Source organism: Lysinibacillus canaveralius, assembly GCF_047301505.1.
Lineage (GTDB): Bacteria > Bacillota > Bacilli > Bacillales_A > Planococcaceae > Lysinibacillus_B.
The window spans coordinates 539,209-554,582 of the sequence record NZ_CP154840.1 but is presented as its reverse complement, the minus strand read 5'-3'; the positions used below and the strand labels follow the sequence as shown (position 1 = coordinate 554,582).

The 15,374-nt window shown below is 40.7% G+C and carries 12 protein-coding genes; 6 read left to right on the top strand and 6 right to left on the bottom strand.

Annotated elements, in window-relative coordinates:
* Positions 1-194 precede the first annotated feature (194 nt).
* Positions 195-869, bottom strand: a complete 675-nt coding sequence (locus AA0Y26_RS02680) for a response regulator (protein WP_413364881.1) — start codon at positions 867-869, stop codon at positions 195-197.
* 42 nt (positions 870-911) lie between these two features.
* Positions 912-2,069 carry a sensor histidine kinase gene (locus AA0Y26_RS02675; RefSeq protein ID WP_413364880.1) on the bottom strand — a complete coding sequence of 386 codons (1,158 nt, stop codon included), beginning with the start codon at positions 2,067-2,069 and terminating at the stop codon, positions 912-914.
* A gap of 178 nt (positions 2,070-2,247) precedes the next feature.
* Between AA0Y26_RS02675 and AA0Y26_RS02670 the strand changes: the two genes are divergently transcribed.
* Entirely contained in the window at positions 2,248-2,883 is a 636-nt protein-coding gene (locus AA0Y26_RS02670) for a YigZ family protein (RefSeq protein WP_413364878.1), read from the top strand.
* A 94-nt stretch (positions 2,884-2,977) separates the two neighbouring features.
* Entirely contained in the window at positions 2,978-4,036 is a 1,059-nt protein-coding gene (locus AA0Y26_RS02665; RefSeq protein ID WP_413364876.1) for an LCP family protein, read from the top strand.
* A gap of 324 nt (positions 4,037-4,360) precedes the next feature.
* Here AA0Y26_RS02665 and AA0Y26_RS02660 read toward each other — a convergent pair whose 3' ends face one another.
* Complete coding sequence (locus AA0Y26_RS02660) at positions 4,361-5,410, bottom strand: glycosyltransferase family 4 protein (RefSeq protein ID WP_413364874.1); 1,050 nt, start codon at positions 5,408-5,410, stop codon at positions 4,361-4,363.
* Positions 5,411-5,781: 371 nt separating this feature from the next.
* Between AA0Y26_RS02660 and secA2 the strand changes: the two genes are divergently transcribed.
* A complete protein-coding gene (gene secA2, locus AA0Y26_RS02655; RefSeq protein ID WP_413364872.1) occupies positions 5,782-8,151 on the top strand; it encodes an accessory Sec system translocase SecA2 in 2,370 nt (789 codons plus the stop codon).
* Positions 8,151-9,047: an accessory Sec system S-layer assembly protein gene (locus AA0Y26_RS02650; protein ID WP_413364870.1), complete on the top strand. Its 897-nt coding sequence runs from the start codon at positions 8,151-8,153 to the stop codon at positions 9,045-9,047. Before secA2 ends, AA0Y26_RS02650 begins: the two co-directional genes overlap by 1 nt.
* A gap of 407 nt (positions 9,048-9,454) precedes the next feature.
* Here the strand turns inward: AA0Y26_RS02650 and AA0Y26_RS02645 are convergent, their stop codons facing one another.
* Together AA0Y26_RS02645 and AA0Y26_RS02640 are read right to left on the bottom strand one after the other, a co-directional pair.
* Complete coding sequence (locus tag AA0Y26_RS02645) at positions 9,455-9,937, bottom strand: C40 family peptidase (RefSeq protein ID WP_413364869.1); 483 nt, start codon at positions 9,935-9,937, stop codon at positions 9,455-9,457.
* A gap of 338 nt (positions 9,938-10,275) precedes the next feature.
* The gene (locus tag AA0Y26_RS02640) at positions 10,276-11,256 is read right to left on the bottom strand and encodes a LysM peptidoglycan-binding domain-containing protein (RefSeq protein ID WP_413364867.1); all 981 of its coding nucleotides are present in this window, start codon (positions 11,254-11,256) and stop codon (positions 10,276-10,278) included.
* A 262-nt stretch (positions 11,257-11,518) separates the two neighbouring features.
* On the opposite strand from AA0Y26_RS02640, the gene brnQ reads away from it, so the two are divergent.
* Together brnQ and AA0Y26_RS02630 are read left to right on the top strand one after the other, a co-directional pair.
* Complete coding sequence (gene brnQ / locus AA0Y26_RS02635; protein WP_413364865.1) at positions 11,519-12,838, top strand: branched-chain amino acid transport system II carrier protein; 1,320 nt, start codon at positions 11,519-11,521, stop codon at positions 12,836-12,838.
* A 198-nt stretch (positions 12,839-13,036) separates the two neighbouring features.
* The gene (locus tag AA0Y26_RS02630) at positions 13,037-14,401 is read left to right on the top strand and encodes a S41 family peptidase (protein ID WP_413364864.1); all 1,365 of its coding nucleotides are present in this window, start codon (positions 13,037-13,039) and stop codon (positions 14,399-14,401) included.
* Positions 14,402-14,620: 219 nt separating this feature from the next.
* Here the strand turns inward: AA0Y26_RS02630 and AA0Y26_RS02625 are convergent, their stop codons facing one another.
* Complete coding sequence (locus AA0Y26_RS02625) at positions 14,621-15,214, bottom strand: TetR/AcrR family transcriptional regulator (protein WP_413364862.1); 594 nt, start codon at positions 15,212-15,214, stop codon at positions 14,621-14,623.
* Between the last annotated feature and the right edge of the window lie 160 nt (positions 15,215-15,374).

The window sequence follows — 15,374 nt, the reverse complement described above, 5'->3', positions numbered from 1 at the left end:
GCTAACGAGGAAACAGCGGGGCTGCAGCCTCACCAGGTACTCATTCAATAAGATATTTATTGAGAAATATCAGCGGTTTTAGGTAAAATACCGGCGATTTTTAAAAAGTCACCAGCGATTGCTAGGCAAATACCGGCGATTCTACTAAAAAAACCCGCCAATCCGTAGATTAGCGGGTTTCACTAGGCAGTTACTTATCGTACTTCTACCCAGCCATTTTTGATAGCCGTAACAACAGCTTGTGTACGGTCGTTTACGTTCATCTTTTGAAGGATGCTTGATACGTGGTTTTTAACAGTTTTTTCAGAGATGTATAGCGTCTCACCAATTGTTCGGTTGGATTGACCATCTGTTAATAACTGAAGGACTTCACATTCACGCTTTGTTAGTAAGTGGAATGGGCGGCGGATTTCCGTTTGGTGGAAGTTGCCCTTGTTTTCATGCTCAGATAAGCGGCGGAATTCTGCTACTAAATTTTTCGTTACTTTCGGGTGCAGGTACGATCCGCCGTTTGCTACTACCTTGATCGCTTCTACGATCTCATCGGCATCCATTTCTTTTAGCATGTAGCCAAGTGCTCCTGATTTCAATGCATGTGTCACATATGATTCATCATCATGGATAGAGAGCATGATGACCTTTGCATCGCTATATTCCTTAATCAGATCAGCTGTGGCATCCACACCATTTTTTCCTGGCATGTTGATGTCCATTAGTACAACATCCGGCATATGCGCAGCATACAAGTTATTGATGTCGGTACCATCATCGCCTTCTGCTACCACCTCAAATGTATCTTCAAAATCTAAAATACGTTTTACTCCTTCACGGAATAATTGGTGGTCATCTACAATAATAATCTTCGTCATCTCTGTTACCCCCTATAAACTCTCGGTCATTTTTCAACATTTTTAAGCTTCTTCTTTTTCAGGGAACGGAATTTTGAAAATAACAAGCGTCCCTTGGCCTACATGGCTGCGAATATGCATCTGCCCTTCTAATAAGTCAACGCGTTCACGCATGCCGATTAGTCCAAACGACTGTTCCTTCACTGTTTCTTTTTCAAAACCCGCACCATCATCTTTTACGACGATATTGATACCGTTCTTCAACCATTCTAATTTAACATTTATTTCCTTAGGTTTGCCATGTTTTAATGCATTTGTAACACATTCTTGAACTAAACGAAAAATTGCTACCTCATGTTCGGATGGAATTCGCTTTTCCTTCCCGAACGATTGGAAATAAATGTGTATTCCTGGGTTGTATTCCATTACGGTCGATAAATATTTCTTCAGCGTCGGGACAATCCCTAAATCATCCAACGCCATAGGTCTTAAATCATATATGATTCTCCGCACTTCGGAAAGGGCATTTCGTACTGTTATCTTTAAATCTGCCAGCTCTGTTATAGCTGCTTCAATACCTTTTTCACGATACGTACGCTCAATTAGTCCGGAACGCATCAGCACATTCGCCATCATCTGTGCCGGACCGTCATGGATCTCCCTAGACAGCCGTTTCCGCTCCTCCTCCTGAGCTGCAATAATACGGATGCCAAAATCCTGTTTAATTTTTGCCTGCTCTAATGCAAGCGTTACATTTTTCAAATCAGATGTTAAATAGTTAATAACAACATTCACCTGATTGACAATATGGTCGGCACGTTCTATCGTCTCATAGAGGGCTCTTAATCGCCGTTCCAAATCATCCCGTTTATCACGCAATTGCTTTTCTTTTTCCCGTGCGAGCATCAGCTTGATCTGCAAATCATTTGCTACTTCATATGCCGCCCGGACCTGTTCTTCGCTATAATTATCAAAAGCTTTACTCACTTGGACGAGCCGTTGCTTGGAAAGTTGCGATTTGACCTCCAAATGGTCTGCTTCATCAATGACAAGAGCAATTTCCTGTCGAACAATTTCCAGTTCCTTCTGCATTTCCTCGAAGCTTCTTCGACTTTGTTCGCTTATAATGAAAATATCATCTTTTGAACTTGTAATCGTCTCAAGCATTCTATTAAATATAACATCCAGGGAAGCAATATCTAATTTATCATTTGAAAACATAAAAAATCTCCATTCTTCTTAGATGTTGCTACTTATTCGGAAAGTAAAGTACAGCAAGACACATCTTATAACACTTAAACACAATAATTCTCCACTATTATATCATTTTACAAACAAAATTTAAGTAATTTTATAAATACTATCCATTATAATTTCGGAAATGAGAGGGGTCATCGTGATGCGAAAGGACTATAAAACAATAAAAGGTTATGGAGAAAATGAAATAATTATTTCGAAGTCAAGATTTATTTGCTATGTAAATCGGGCTGAAAGTGAGCAAGAAGCCCTGGAATTCATTGAAAAAATCAAGAAAACCCACCCGAATGCTACGCATAATTGCTCATGTTACATGGTAGGAGAAAATAATCAAATTCAAAAAGCCAACGATGATGGGGAACCAAGCGGCACAGCAGGCGTTCCAATGCTAGAGGTACTAAAAAAACAGGACCTGAAAGATACCGTCGTTGTCGTAACTCGTTATTTCGGCGGCATTAAGCTTGGCGGCGGCGGACTGATCCGCGCCTATGGCAAAGCAACAACCGAAGGCATTACAGCAGCCCGGGTAGTTGAACGGAAACTGCATCACATCATGAAGGTCGCAATTGACTATACATGGCTTGGCAAGGTGGAAAATGAAGTGCGGGGCTCTCAATATACATTACAGGATATCCAATATACAGAGGGTGTCGAGTTGTATGTATTGGTACAAAAAGATGAAGAAGAAACGTTTACCGAGTGGATGACGGAACTAACAAATGGACAAGCAGAAATTACATGTGTCGACAAGCAATTTGTGGAATTTGTCGTTTCTTAAAGTAATTTTCGTTTACGCTCCAGCGAAAAACGAGTATAATTAAACGGATTAAACAAAATTTGCAGCTACCATTCCTGATAGAGGAGAATTTAATATGAATCGATTAACGCAGAAAAAGCCAAAGCGCTCTTCTAAGCTAGGCCTTTTTCTAAAAATAACACTTATTTTAGCAGCATCCGCTCTTATTTGCGTCACAACATACGGAATTTATCTGACGAAAAAAGCAGAAAACGCAGTAAATAATGCGTATGAAGCCGTCGAAAACCGTACTGTATCCGAGAAACGGGAAGCTAAGGTCGAGCCTCTCGAAGATAATGTCTCTGTTCTGTTCATCGGAATCGATGATAGTGAAACACGCGGACAGGGAGAAGGAGCGCGCTCTGATGCCCTTATGCTTGCGACATTGAATAATAAGACCAAAACGGTAAAACTAGTAAGTATCCCTCGAGACTCATATGTAAATATCCCGTATGCGGGCTATAAAGACAAAATTACACATGCTCATGCATTGGGCGGTACATTGGCAACAATTGAAACAGTCGAAGAATTATTCGATGTGCCAGTTGACTACTATGTACGCATGAACTTTGAAGCCTTCATTGATGTAGTAGACGCATTAGGCGGTATTGAAGCTGAAGTTCCTTACACTATGCTGGAGAAGGATGAATTCGACCGCTATACAATTAACCTGGAGCCTGGTCTACAGGAGCTGAACGGTCAAGAAGCACTGGCACTTGCCCGTACACGAAAGCAGGACAGCGACATCGAGCGCGGTAAACGCCAGCAGGAAATCCTTACGGCGATTCTCTCAAAAGTTGCATCAGCCTCATCCATCACAAAATACGATGATGTCATTGAAGCAGTTGGCAATAACATGAAAACAGATATGACGTTCAAGGAAATGAAATCCTTCATTAGTTACCTGACAGAAGGAATGCCTCGTGTTGATGCACTGACACTGCAGGGCTACGACGATATGTCAACAGGTATCTATTACTATGCCCTGGATGAAGAAGCACTTGAAGAAACACAGCACATCCTTAAAAGTCATTTAGGCCAGATTCCAGAGTCAACAAACGTCTCCGGCATTCCTAATGATAACTCGGATGAACAAACACAGTCTGATTTTAGAGAAGAAAGTAAATCTCGTTAATCATTCTCCCCCGCAATCGCTGCGGGGGTTTTTTATTTTTACAAAGCATTGGTGTGCTATTGCGCGAATGTAGGATCGTATTGCGCGAAATCGAACCTCTATTGCGCGATTTCAGCTTGTTATTGCGCGGTTTCCTGCTTTTCGCCTATCATACCGCCACTCTTGATAAGAAAGCATATTTGCGATAAACAGCTGGTTTACCTTAAAGCATGATCTTCACAGCCCCAAAAGACCGAGACATTTCTATAGCTTAAGATTTACACCATCTTATTTTCAAACAAAAAAGCCGCTATCCGAAGATAGCGGCTTCTATATCCACTTGGGTTATTTATTAAACATACGTACAAAATTGATGAGTGGTCGGTAGTTTTTACCAGCTAGCCCTATAACCTCTACAAACAATTCAATTACCACCAAAATGACTGTAATCAGTAAAATAGCTCCCCAAACTTTCGCCATAGAGAAGATGATCGCAAATAATCCGAACAGCATAGCGATACCATAAATAATCAATACTGTTTGGCGATGTGAGAATCCTAAATCAAGCAGCCGGTGGTGGAGATGGGATTTATCTGGATCAGACCATTTCTTTTTCATTCGCAGACGTCTTACAATCGCGAAGAATGTATCTGAAATTGGTACACCGAGCATGATAACAGGGACGATGAATGATACGACCGTGATGGACTTGAAGCCCAGCAGCGATAAGACCGCAATCATAAAACCTAAAAAGAGCGCACCCGTATCCCCCATGAAAATCTTCGCGGGGTGGAAATTATAAAATAAAAAGCCAAATGTACTTGCTGCAAGAATAGCTGCTACAGCTAATACAAATCCATTGCTCATAATAAATGCCATTGCTGCAAGTGTAATCAGGGCAATTGTCGAAACTCCTGCTGCCAATCCATCAAGACCATCAATTAAGTTAATAGCATTTGTGATACCGACAATCCAAAGAATTGTTAGCGGAATACTTAAGGCCCCGAATGCTAACGTCCCCTCATCAGTAAATGGGAGATTGATGTTTTCAATTTGAATACCGCCATAGAACACGATGATACCTGCTGCCACTAACTGGCCCAGCATCTTCGCTTTTGCTGATATTTCGTACATATCGTCAAGCACACCGGTAATAACGATCACCGTCGCCCCTAAAATAATAGCCAGCATATATTGACTATCTGGTCGCAATACAGCAATCCCAATTAAAAAGGCTCCAAAAATAGCGAGCCCACCTAGGCGTGGCATAATGCGTGCGTGCACTTTCCGATAGTTCGGTGCATCGACCGCTCCAATCCGAAAGGCTAAACGCTTTACAAGTGGAGTTAGTAAAATGGCAGCGATTACCGCCACGATTAAAGACACGTAAATCATGTCTCTCCTCCTTAAGAAAAATAGTATACACTTTTACTCAAGTGTATTATAGCACGTCCATTTCATAAAATATAGCTTTTCTCTGTAGTATGTACGTCTCCCGTTATATTTACCATCCTTTCAGAAAATGAAACATTTATACTTCTTCCCTTATAGTGACGCCGCACCATTACCCTAGGATGCATCTTTTATTTTTTTAAGGATCATCCACTACTTACCTATGCATTTTTCCGTCACCTATTGAAATATACATTTTCTCATGTAAAAAGCCGCATACTCTCCTGACATTTAGTAGTAAATCTTATTAAATTTTGATAAAATATTTTATGTCTACTAGTAAAGTAGGCGAATTAAAAGGAGCGTAAACAAAGATGTTCTCAATTTTCAAACGTAATAAAGAGCAGACAAGTGCTCGCGAATTAAAGAAATACTATAAAATTGTGGATGAAATTAATCGACTGGAAGACAAGTTTGCCCCGATGACAGACGAAGAACTCCAGCATATGACTGTAGTATTTAAAGAGCGTCTGGAGAAAGGCGAAACAATTCCGCAAATCGTACCTGAAGCGTTTGCGGTTGTGCGCGAAGCCTCCAAACGTGTATTAAACATGCGCCACTTTGATGTACAGCTCATCGGTGGTCTTGTATTAACGGAAGGCAACATCGCTGAGATGCCTACCGGAGAAGGGAAAACGCTGGTCGCTTCCCTGCCTTCCTATGTACGTGCATTGGAAGGCAAAGGTGTTCATGTCATCACGGTAAATGACTACTTGGCAAAACGCGACTTTGAACTGATCGGCCAGATTCATCGATTCCTTGGTCTGACAGTTGGTCTAAACGTGCCAATGATGGAGCCTGATGCGAAAAAGGATGCGTACAATGCTGACATTACATACGGTGTTGGTACAGAATTCGGCTTCGACTATTTGCGTGACAATATGGCTCACTCCATCGCGGACAAGGTACAGCGCCCTTATCACTTCGCTATTATCGATGAAGTCGATTCCGTTCTCATTGATGAAGCGAAAACACCGCTGATCATCGCTGGGAAAATGATGGCTAATGCCGAGCTGCATCAAATCGCTGCTATGCTGGCAAAACGCTTTGTCGTAGAAGAAGACTACGACTTCGATGAAGAGACAAAGGCTACTTCTCTTACTGAGCAAGGTATCGAAAAGGTAGAAGCAGCATTTGGTGTTGATAATTTATACGATTTAGAGCACCAAACGCTTTATCATTACGTCATTCAGGCCGTGCGAGCACATGTCATGTTCAAACGAGACGTAGACTATATCGTCCGTGAAGACAAAATCGAGTTAGTGGATATGTTCACAGGACGCATCATGGAAGGCCGCTCATTATCTGACGGTCTACACCAAGCAATCGAAGCAAAAGAGGGCGTTACAATTACTGAGGAAAATAAAGCCCAAGCACAAGTAACGATCCAAAACTACTTCCGTATGTACCCTACATTATCGGGAATGACAGGTACTGCGAAAACGCAAGAAAAGGAGATCATGGAAGTATACGGCATGAGCGTTGTACAAATTCCTACGAACCGGCCGCGTGCCCGAGTCGATAAAGAAGACCTCGTATTCGAAACAATTGAACAAAAGTACGAATACGTGGCACAGGAAGCACTGCGCCGTCATGAAAACGGGCAACCGGTCCTGATTGGTACAACCTCTATCTTGCAATCTGAAGAAGTATCAAAATACTTAAAGAAATATAACTTACCTCATCAAGTATTAAATGCTAAAACAGTCGAACAGGAAGTACAGCTTATTTCCGAAGCAGGGCAAAAGAACCGTATTACAGTTGCGACAAATATGGCTGGACGCGGTACAGACATCATGCTTGGGGAAGAAGTGCACGATTTAGGTGGACTTTGTGTTATCGGTACCGAAAAACATGAAAGCCGTCGTGTAGATAATCAGCTGCGCGGCCGTTCCGGACGTCAAGGTGATCCAGGTGAAACACAATTCATCCTATCAATCGAGGATGATATGTTCCGCCGATTCGCAAAAGACGACGTAGAAAAGTTTAAAAAGAAAATGGAAGCCAACGAAATCGGCCGTATTCTTAACAAAGAGGTCAACGAGCTAATTGAACGTACACAACGCATTGTAGAAGGTGCACACTTCTCCATGCGTGAGTATAACTTAAAATTGGATGACGTTATCAATGATCAGCGCCGCGTTATTTATACACTTCGTGACAATGTCCTGAAAAATGAAGATCTTTTAGGAAAACTAAAAACAATGCTGGATGAAACAGTAGACTTTGCCGTTCGCGACAATGCACCAGAAGAGCTGAATACGATTGATTGGAACTTCGACAAGATGGAACAAACGGTTAATTCCCTATTCCTAACACCCGTGACAATCGATCGACAAGAAGAAAAGGTAAGCCGTATTTTGGCCAGCCTGCAGCCGCAAGTTGATGAAATTAAACAAATGATTGATACGTACAGTGAAGACGCGCGTATGATGCAGGTTATTCCTAATGTAATGCTTGCATACATCGATCGTATGTGGGTAAAGCACCTTGAACAGATGTCCCATCTAAAAGAAGGAATCGGTCTACGCCAGTATCAGCAGGAAGATCCGATGCGTATCTACCAACGTGAAGGCTTAGAGCTATTCGGCAAAAACTACCAAGAACTACGCCGTCAAATCGTAGAAGAGCTTGTTATTTTCATGAAAGATTTGACAATGCAGGAGCAGGAGGAGCAACAATAATGGGTTTATTTTCTTTCTTTAAGAAATCAGATACAGTCGGAAAAGATTCAGCAATCGATTCAAAAGAAATTGTACAAGGTAAAACACCTTTAAGCACAAAATCACAAGTAAAAACAAAGCTGTCATTCCATCCTGAATGGAACGTGCCGCAGGAGCAGCAATATGTGTTCAACTTCCTGGCAAATGAATTGCAGCCATTAAAACCAAATCAATTATCACTCGCTGCGATCAACATCGAGGAAGACAAGAAATCAGGCGTTTGGAATGTTAAAGCATTTTTCCGTTCCTCCCTATCCCAGCCAATCGAACTTGGTGAAATCGAGCTTTTACTGCTTGATAAGGATGGTAACCGAATCGGTGCAAAAACTTTTAATTTCAAAGACCTTGGCGTCATTCCGCCAAACAGCGCGCGCCCATGGGTATTCGAATTCGACAAAGCTTCCCGTGAGGTAGAAGAAATACCAGAAGAGGGCTGGACAATTGCCTTCAACCTTATCTCTCTACGCGGCCATCAGCTGGACTTAGATGAGACATGGAAAAAGCAGCTCCCTAAAGAGCAGCAGGAAAAGTTAGCAGAAATCATTAAAGGCTTACCGAAGCTTGGTAAGACAGAAGTGAACTTTACAGGCTTACAAGTTCGTTTAAACGATGATCAATCATTACATGCATCTATCTTCATCCGTAATGGTAACGATAAGTCGATCAACCTGGAGCAATTGCCTCTTGAAATTATTGATGCAAACGGCAAGCGCGTAGCAAAAGGTTCGTTTAAAATGGACCCTGTCTTAACAGTGCAGCCAAACTCTACAAAACCATGGACGTTTATCTTCCCTGCCGAACTTGTAGAAGCAGAAGAGGCTGATCTATCTCGCTGGACAGCACGTGTGCCTCAATAACAGCTGTTTATCCGCCTTCTCTTTCAATAGAGAGGCGGATTTTCTTATTCTCCATGAAGCAGATGAAGCATACGCTACATAATTTTCAAAGCGATACCTAACTTTCAGCTCCTTTCATATCAATGATACCCAGGTATCATCGCTTCTGTAGATGCAGCGCTAGGCTTGAGTTCACGTAACATGTTTCCGTCTTTGCCGTACAGTACAACGAACATAGACTAACTAACCACCTTTTAAACTCTCCTTCGAATTTTATATATTAAGGAAGGATTCCAGGGAAAGGGAATAGACATCGAAAAACCCACCTTCTGCTTTTGCAGATGATGGGTTTCTTATTATGAGTATTTGGCTTTGTTATGGATGAATTTTACGTTGATTAGTAGTATGTATGTGATCACTCGTTATAATTATTGAACATTTGCTACACGCTTTGCTCCTACGTAACGGCTACCCCAGTACCACTTGTCATTGATATCAGTGATTGTAACACCTTTACCAGTCATCGAATGGATGAATTTGTTCCCTCCGATATAAATACCTACATGAGAGATGCCTTTTCCAGAAGTATTGAAGAAGACTAAATCCCCTGCTTTTAAATTACCTTTATTGACTGCTGAACCCGTGCCATACATTGATTTAGATGTACGCGGAAGTGAGATGCCAATTTGGTTATATACGTGGCGAACATACCCGGAACAATCGAATCCTGAAGTGGATGTTCCACCGTAGCTATATCTTACACCAATAAATTTTTTAGCTGTTGTTTGAAGCTGTTCAACTGTCAGTGTAGAGGCCTTCGCCTTGTCGTCCCCCATCACCGGTGAGAAAAAGATTGCTATTGCTGCTATTAGTGCCAGTGCACCGCTCTTTAATACCCTATTTTTACTCATCGTAAACCTCCAATGCCAAATTAAATCGACTATTTTTCAGAAAACTTAACTTGTTATTAGATTATCACGAGTGAGCCTTTTGTAACATTACAGTTATGTAACAAGTTGGTTACGTTAATCCATCTAAGGAAATATGTTACATAACACAAAAACCTTATTAAACCAGCATTTCAAAAGGTTTTTAAAAATATACCAAAACATTATTTTACATTTTATTATCTCTTTGCCTCTATCTTGTAACATTTGTAATGAAAGTTTCTTTAGAGTGAAAGAAAGTCAAATTTGCTATTTCTGGTATAAAAAAGCGACTTTCTCTTCATTAGAAAGCCGCTCTTGCCTTAATGTATTTGGTTAAATCTTTTAAATGCAACAAACCGTGTATCCCAGTAACTGTAGGATAAATTGGAAATCTCCACTCCATTAGACCCTGCGTGGATAAATTGGTTATTTCCTATATAAATACCCATATGCGAGATTGTTGGAATATACGTATTTTTAAAGAAAACAACATCTCCCGGTACAGGATTGCCCACTACTGTTGTATCATTCATAAAATAGTCTAGACTGCTCTTTCGGCTCATATTAACCGTTGCATTTGTATAGACATACTTAACAAATCCACTGCAGTCGAACCCTAATGTCGTATTTCCTCCGTACACGTATGGTGTACCGATCAAAGATCGTGCTATTTCAATTGCCTTTCCGTACTTTTCCTGTGAAGAAGCGCTGGGCTGCACCATAATTTTCTTTTCCGCCGCCAATTTAGCTGCAATTTCTTTGTCTGCATTAGACACGTTTGGAGGTTCTGTTTCCGCTGGCTGATTTTGGATAGGCAAAGAAGTAACAGGTCCGTTGGATGCTAGCTCTTCTTTTTTAATGACAAGCGTCTGATTGACATAGATGGAATCAGAGGACAATGCATTCCACTCTTTCAGCTTGGCAACAGTCGTATTGTTTTTGGAAGCAATTTTCGTTAAGTTATCGCCTTTCACAACGATATATGTATAGATCTTTGAGGTAACTGCACTCGGCTTGATTGCCGGAACTGTAGTAGCTACACCAGGCGGTTTACTCGCATTTTGACTCGCCCCTGTTGTTGTCTGCTGGGCTTTTGCTACAACCAGCTTCTGATTTACGAAAATCGTATCCTGCTTCAAATTATTCCATTGCTTTAAAGAAGCAATAGTTGTTCCATGTGCAAGGGCAATTTTAGATAGCGTATCCCCCTTCTGCACTGTATACGTTGCTGCATGTGTGATCGGGGCTGCCAACATACTTGTTAATGCCACCGAAGCCAACATAAACTTCCATTTTCTCATAAAGTCCGCCCACCTTTTCTACTATTCTTCTACCATTTTACTGAAATTCTCCTATCTAAAACAATAGACTTACATACCCGAAATGAAAAGGTCTTTCAGCCTATTTTTTAAATATATTTCTTTTTTTAAAAAATTGACATAATTGTTTAAAGAAAACGATAGTCAACCCTATTTTTTTATGATAGAATCAGTTCTTGTGTGAAACACTAAAGTTTTTTGAAAGTTTCGGCTTTTCTCAAATTAAAAGGAGTTTTTTATTAATATGTCTAGCAACAAAGGATTCATTAAAGAAAATATCGCAGTAGGATTCATGCTATTTGCTCTATTTTTAGGAGCAGGAAATATTATTTTCCCTCCCTTACTTGGTCAACAAGCAGGGGACCAGTTTTTCCTTTCTATTATCGGATTCCTTATTACAGGGGTAGGACTGCCACTTATAGCGATTGTCGCTGTAGCAAAAAACGGCGGTGATCTACAAATACTCTCTAATCGGGTTCATCCTGTATTCGGGATTATCTTTACATCAATTGTTTATTTATCGATAGGTCCACTTTTCGCTATCCCGCGAACAGGCGCAGTATCTTATAATATCGGGATCACTCCATTTTTAACGGAGAGTCAGTTGGATAGCTGGGTGCCGCTATTTATTACAACAATCGTTTTCTTCGGTTTGACACTGTATCTAGCCTTCAACCCAACAAAGCTAGTTGACCGAATCGGAAAAATTCTAACACCAGCTCTTTTAATTGTTATTCTAATTTTGGCAATTAAAGCCTTCGCCACACCGATGGGGGAATTTGGAGAAGCACAGGGTAACTATATTAGTAACGCTTTTTCTGAAAGCTTTATTCAAGGGTATTTGACGATGGATGTGCTTGGTGCATTAGTATTCGGAATCGTCATTGTACAAGCTCTTCAGGCACGCGGTGTGAAGGATGTAGCTAAGCAGGTAAAAGTTTCGATATTCGCAGGAATCGTGGCAGCGCTTGGTCTATCATTTGTATACATCTCATTAGCTTATATTGGTGCAACAAGCGTTAACGCTACGGGCTATTTCGAAGATGGCGGACAAGTTATTGCAGCATCTGCTAAAGTACTTTACGGCGAATTCGGCAATATTGTGTTATCAGCAACAATCATTTTGGCATGTTTAACAACATCTGTCGGGCTGCTGTCAGCAAATGCATCATTCTTTGCTCGCATCTTCCCAGCATTATCTTATAAAGGATATTTGATTATTTTTACATTGTTTAGCTTTGCTATTTCTAATGTAGGGCTGGCGAAACTGATTTCTATTTCACTTCCTGTTTTAATGATGATTTACCCAATCGCTATTGTATTGATGGTCGTGGCACTATTTGCCGGCCGTTTCAATCATGCAAGGGTTATTTATATCCTGCCACTGATTGTCGCCACAATTGTTGGTCTAAACGACGGATTAAAGACGGCAGGCATTAAAATTGCTGCTTATGATAATCTGCTAAACTTATTGCCATTGCAGTCGCAAAATTTAGGGTGGCTAATCCCTTCTGTGATCGCATGTGTAATCGGTATCATAATCAGCTTAGTGAATAAAAAATAAATATTACCCGGTTGGATCTGATCCCACCGGGTCTTCTTATGCCTTATTTTATGTTTGCCTTGATTTATTACGAGATTTCTCATCCTTTACAGTCCACATCAGCTAAAACTACTTCGCTATAACTCTTAGAAAAAATGTTTCCGGCAAATAGCCATCATCTTCCAATAGGTATATAATGAAGGTAATAATCATAAAGGTGTGATATTTTTGAAAAAAATCCAATGGCTCGCATGTGTACTTATTCTTTTATTATTGCCGGTTTCAGCAAGTGCTGCTCCGTTAAATGAAATGAAAAGTTACATAGAGTCCTTCTATGTAGGCGAAATAGACGGAAATTTACATGATGCTACCTCGGCAGAGCAAATCATCGATATGCTGGATCCTTATTCAGCTTACTTTACGGCTGAGGAGTTTGATGCCTTCATCAACTCTATCGAAATGACGTCCGTCGGTATCGGGATTGTCATTGAAGAGCACAGCCAAGGAATCTATATTTCCGATGTTATACAAGGCGGTAGTGCAGAGCAGGCGGGGATAGCTATTGGTGATATTATTACGCACATCGACGGCAACGCAGCAGCACAGATGACTACTTCTGAAGCTTCATCCCTTATTCTAGGGGCTGAAAATACAAGTATCACATTAACATTCTTGAAATCAAACGGTCAGTCGGTTACAAAGACAATTGTTCGAAAACCCTTTTCTTTACCGAATGGAACTTCTAAGCTGCTCTATGGAAATGTAGGTTATATCGCCCTTTCATCCTTTTCTTCCGATGCAGCAGGGCTCGTAAAAAAGGCAATCCGCGAGCTGACAGCAAACGGCGCTACAAGCTTTATATTAGACCTTCAGGATAACGGCGGCGGTTATGTAACAGCAGCCGAAGAAGTAATCGGACTGTTCCCGAATGCAAAGGATGCGTATACATATGAGGATGCTTCAGGCAGCTATCTAATACGCGCCAAACGACAGTCCATTCAGTTTCCGAAAGATACGCGTGTGCTGATTAACCGCTATAGTGCAAGTGCTTCCGAAATGACAGCAGCAGCCCTAGTAGACCAAAAGGCGGCGCTTTTGTACGGAGAAAAATCGTATGGCAAGGGAACGATGCAGTCCTTTTATGAACTATCAGACGGCAGCTATTTGAAATTAACGATGGCAAGATTTGCAGGGCCTGCTGCTACTGTTATTAATCATGTAGGTGTCAAGCCGCATATTGAAACAACAGACAATGCGAAGTATAAGGCGCATTACGATGCTGTTGCCGCAAATCTTCCTGCTTATCGTGAGCTTGCAGCATTGAAGAATGTATCGACACATAAAACGTTTACAGTTAACTTTACTCATGAGCTGACGACGGTTCCAGCAGACGCAATCGACCTTGTAAAGCTTGGTGAAGGTCAGGTAGATGCTGAACTGAAAATCGAAGGCTCAAAGGTGCTTGTAAAGCCTAAAGAGGAATTGGCCTCAGGCGGTCACTATATGCTCGTGGTTCATCCAACTATTAAAGGCCTCAACAGTATGATGAAGAAAGGTTCTTATCTGTACGTCACTGTAAAATAAGCTTATCACTCGCTCCTCCCTCACTAATAATATGAGGGAGGTTTTTTGCAGCAATTTAAGGGCGTATATTGTGTGCTCCCTTTCCAGCCTGTAAGCAGCTTCTAAATACGTTGTTCCCTTGCATTTATCCAAACAAAAAAATGCCAGTGTCCTCATCGGACACTGGCTTTCTAAAATGCTTTAAATATTCAGATATCAAAGCTCAAATACATTGGCATGTTAACGGACTAGCTCTTCCTGTTCGGCGAAATAGATATTGATAATATCTTCAGCCAGCATTTCAGGCGTACGCTTTTCTGTTAATAGGTTAGTTAATGTTAAACGTTCCATTGAACCTAACAGACTTTCTATGAATATACGAGTATCGACGTGATGCAGCATAGAAAATTGGATGTTATGAATTGAAACAGCTTCTACTAGACGGTTTACAAGCTCATTCTTGATCGCCTCAGCTTCCACAGATTCATAAAAACCTATTTTTGTGAGATTTGGATTTTGTACAAAGTAAGAAAAGATTTCCTTTAGCATATTAAATACTTGTGTGCGGATATTCTCTCTGCCTTCTAGCTGTGCTAATCCATCATTGAAAATTTCATAAAGATTTGTTTGAAACTCGGAATTTAAATCGTTGAATAGGGATTCTTTGCTGTGGAAATACAAATAAAAAGTAGGTTGAGTTAAATTAGCAGCCTTCACAATATCGCTAATTTTTGTTTGATGATAGCCATGAGCCGAAAAGAGCTCGATTGCTTTTTCTAGTAACAATTGCTTGCTTCTTTCTCCACTTGAATTCACTCGTCGTCCTCTTGCCATATTTCTCCACCTTTATCTCTCTTTATTAGATGTTTGGTAATTCACTCGTTACCAAATATTGTACATTCATTATATATTAATTTTTTTTCAAAATAAAGGCTTTAGTCATAATTTTAGCGATTAATATGACAGATTATAGTCCATTTAAATTATCAATAAG

Coding starts and splice junctions, on each gene's coding strand:
- AA0Y26_RS02680 (WP_413364881.1), bottom strand. CDS start 869: ATGACGAAGATTATTATTGTAGATGACCACCAATTATTCCGTGAAGGA.
- AA0Y26_RS02675 (WP_413364880.1), bottom strand. CDS start 2,069: ATGTTTTCAAATGATAAATTAGATATTGCTTCCCTGGATGTTATATTT.
- AA0Y26_RS02670 (WP_413364878.1), top strand. CDS start 2,248: ATGCGAAAGGACTATAAAACAATAAAAGGTTATGGAGAAAATGAAATA.
- AA0Y26_RS02665 (WP_413364876.1), top strand. CDS start 2,978: ATGAATCGATTAACGCAGAAAAAGCCAAAGCGCTCTTCTAAGCTAGGC.
- AA0Y26_RS02660 (WP_413364874.1), bottom strand. CDS start 5,410: ATGATTTACGTGTCTTTAATCGTGGCGGTAATCGCTGCCATTTTACTA.
- secA2 (WP_413364872.1), top strand. CDS start 5,782: ATGTTCTCAATTTTCAAACGTAATAAAGAGCAGACAAGTGCTCGCGAA.
- AA0Y26_RS02650 (WP_413364870.1), top strand. CDS start 8,151: ATGGGTTTATTTTCTTTCTTTAAGAAATCAGATACAGTCGGAAAAGAT.
- AA0Y26_RS02645 (WP_413364869.1), bottom strand. CDS start 9,937: ATGAGTAAAAATAGGGTATTAAAGAGCGGTGCACTGGCACTAATAGCA.
- AA0Y26_RS02640 (WP_413364867.1), bottom strand. CDS start 11,256: ATGAGAAAATGGAAGTTTATGTTGGCTTCGGTGGCATTAACAAGTATG.
- brnQ (WP_413364865.1), top strand. CDS start 11,519: ATGTCTAGCAACAAAGGATTCATTAAAGAAAATATCGCAGTAGGATTC.
- AA0Y26_RS02625 (WP_413364862.1), bottom strand. CDS start 15,214: ATGGCAAGAGGACGACGAGTGAATTCAAGTGGAGAAAGAAGCAAGCAA.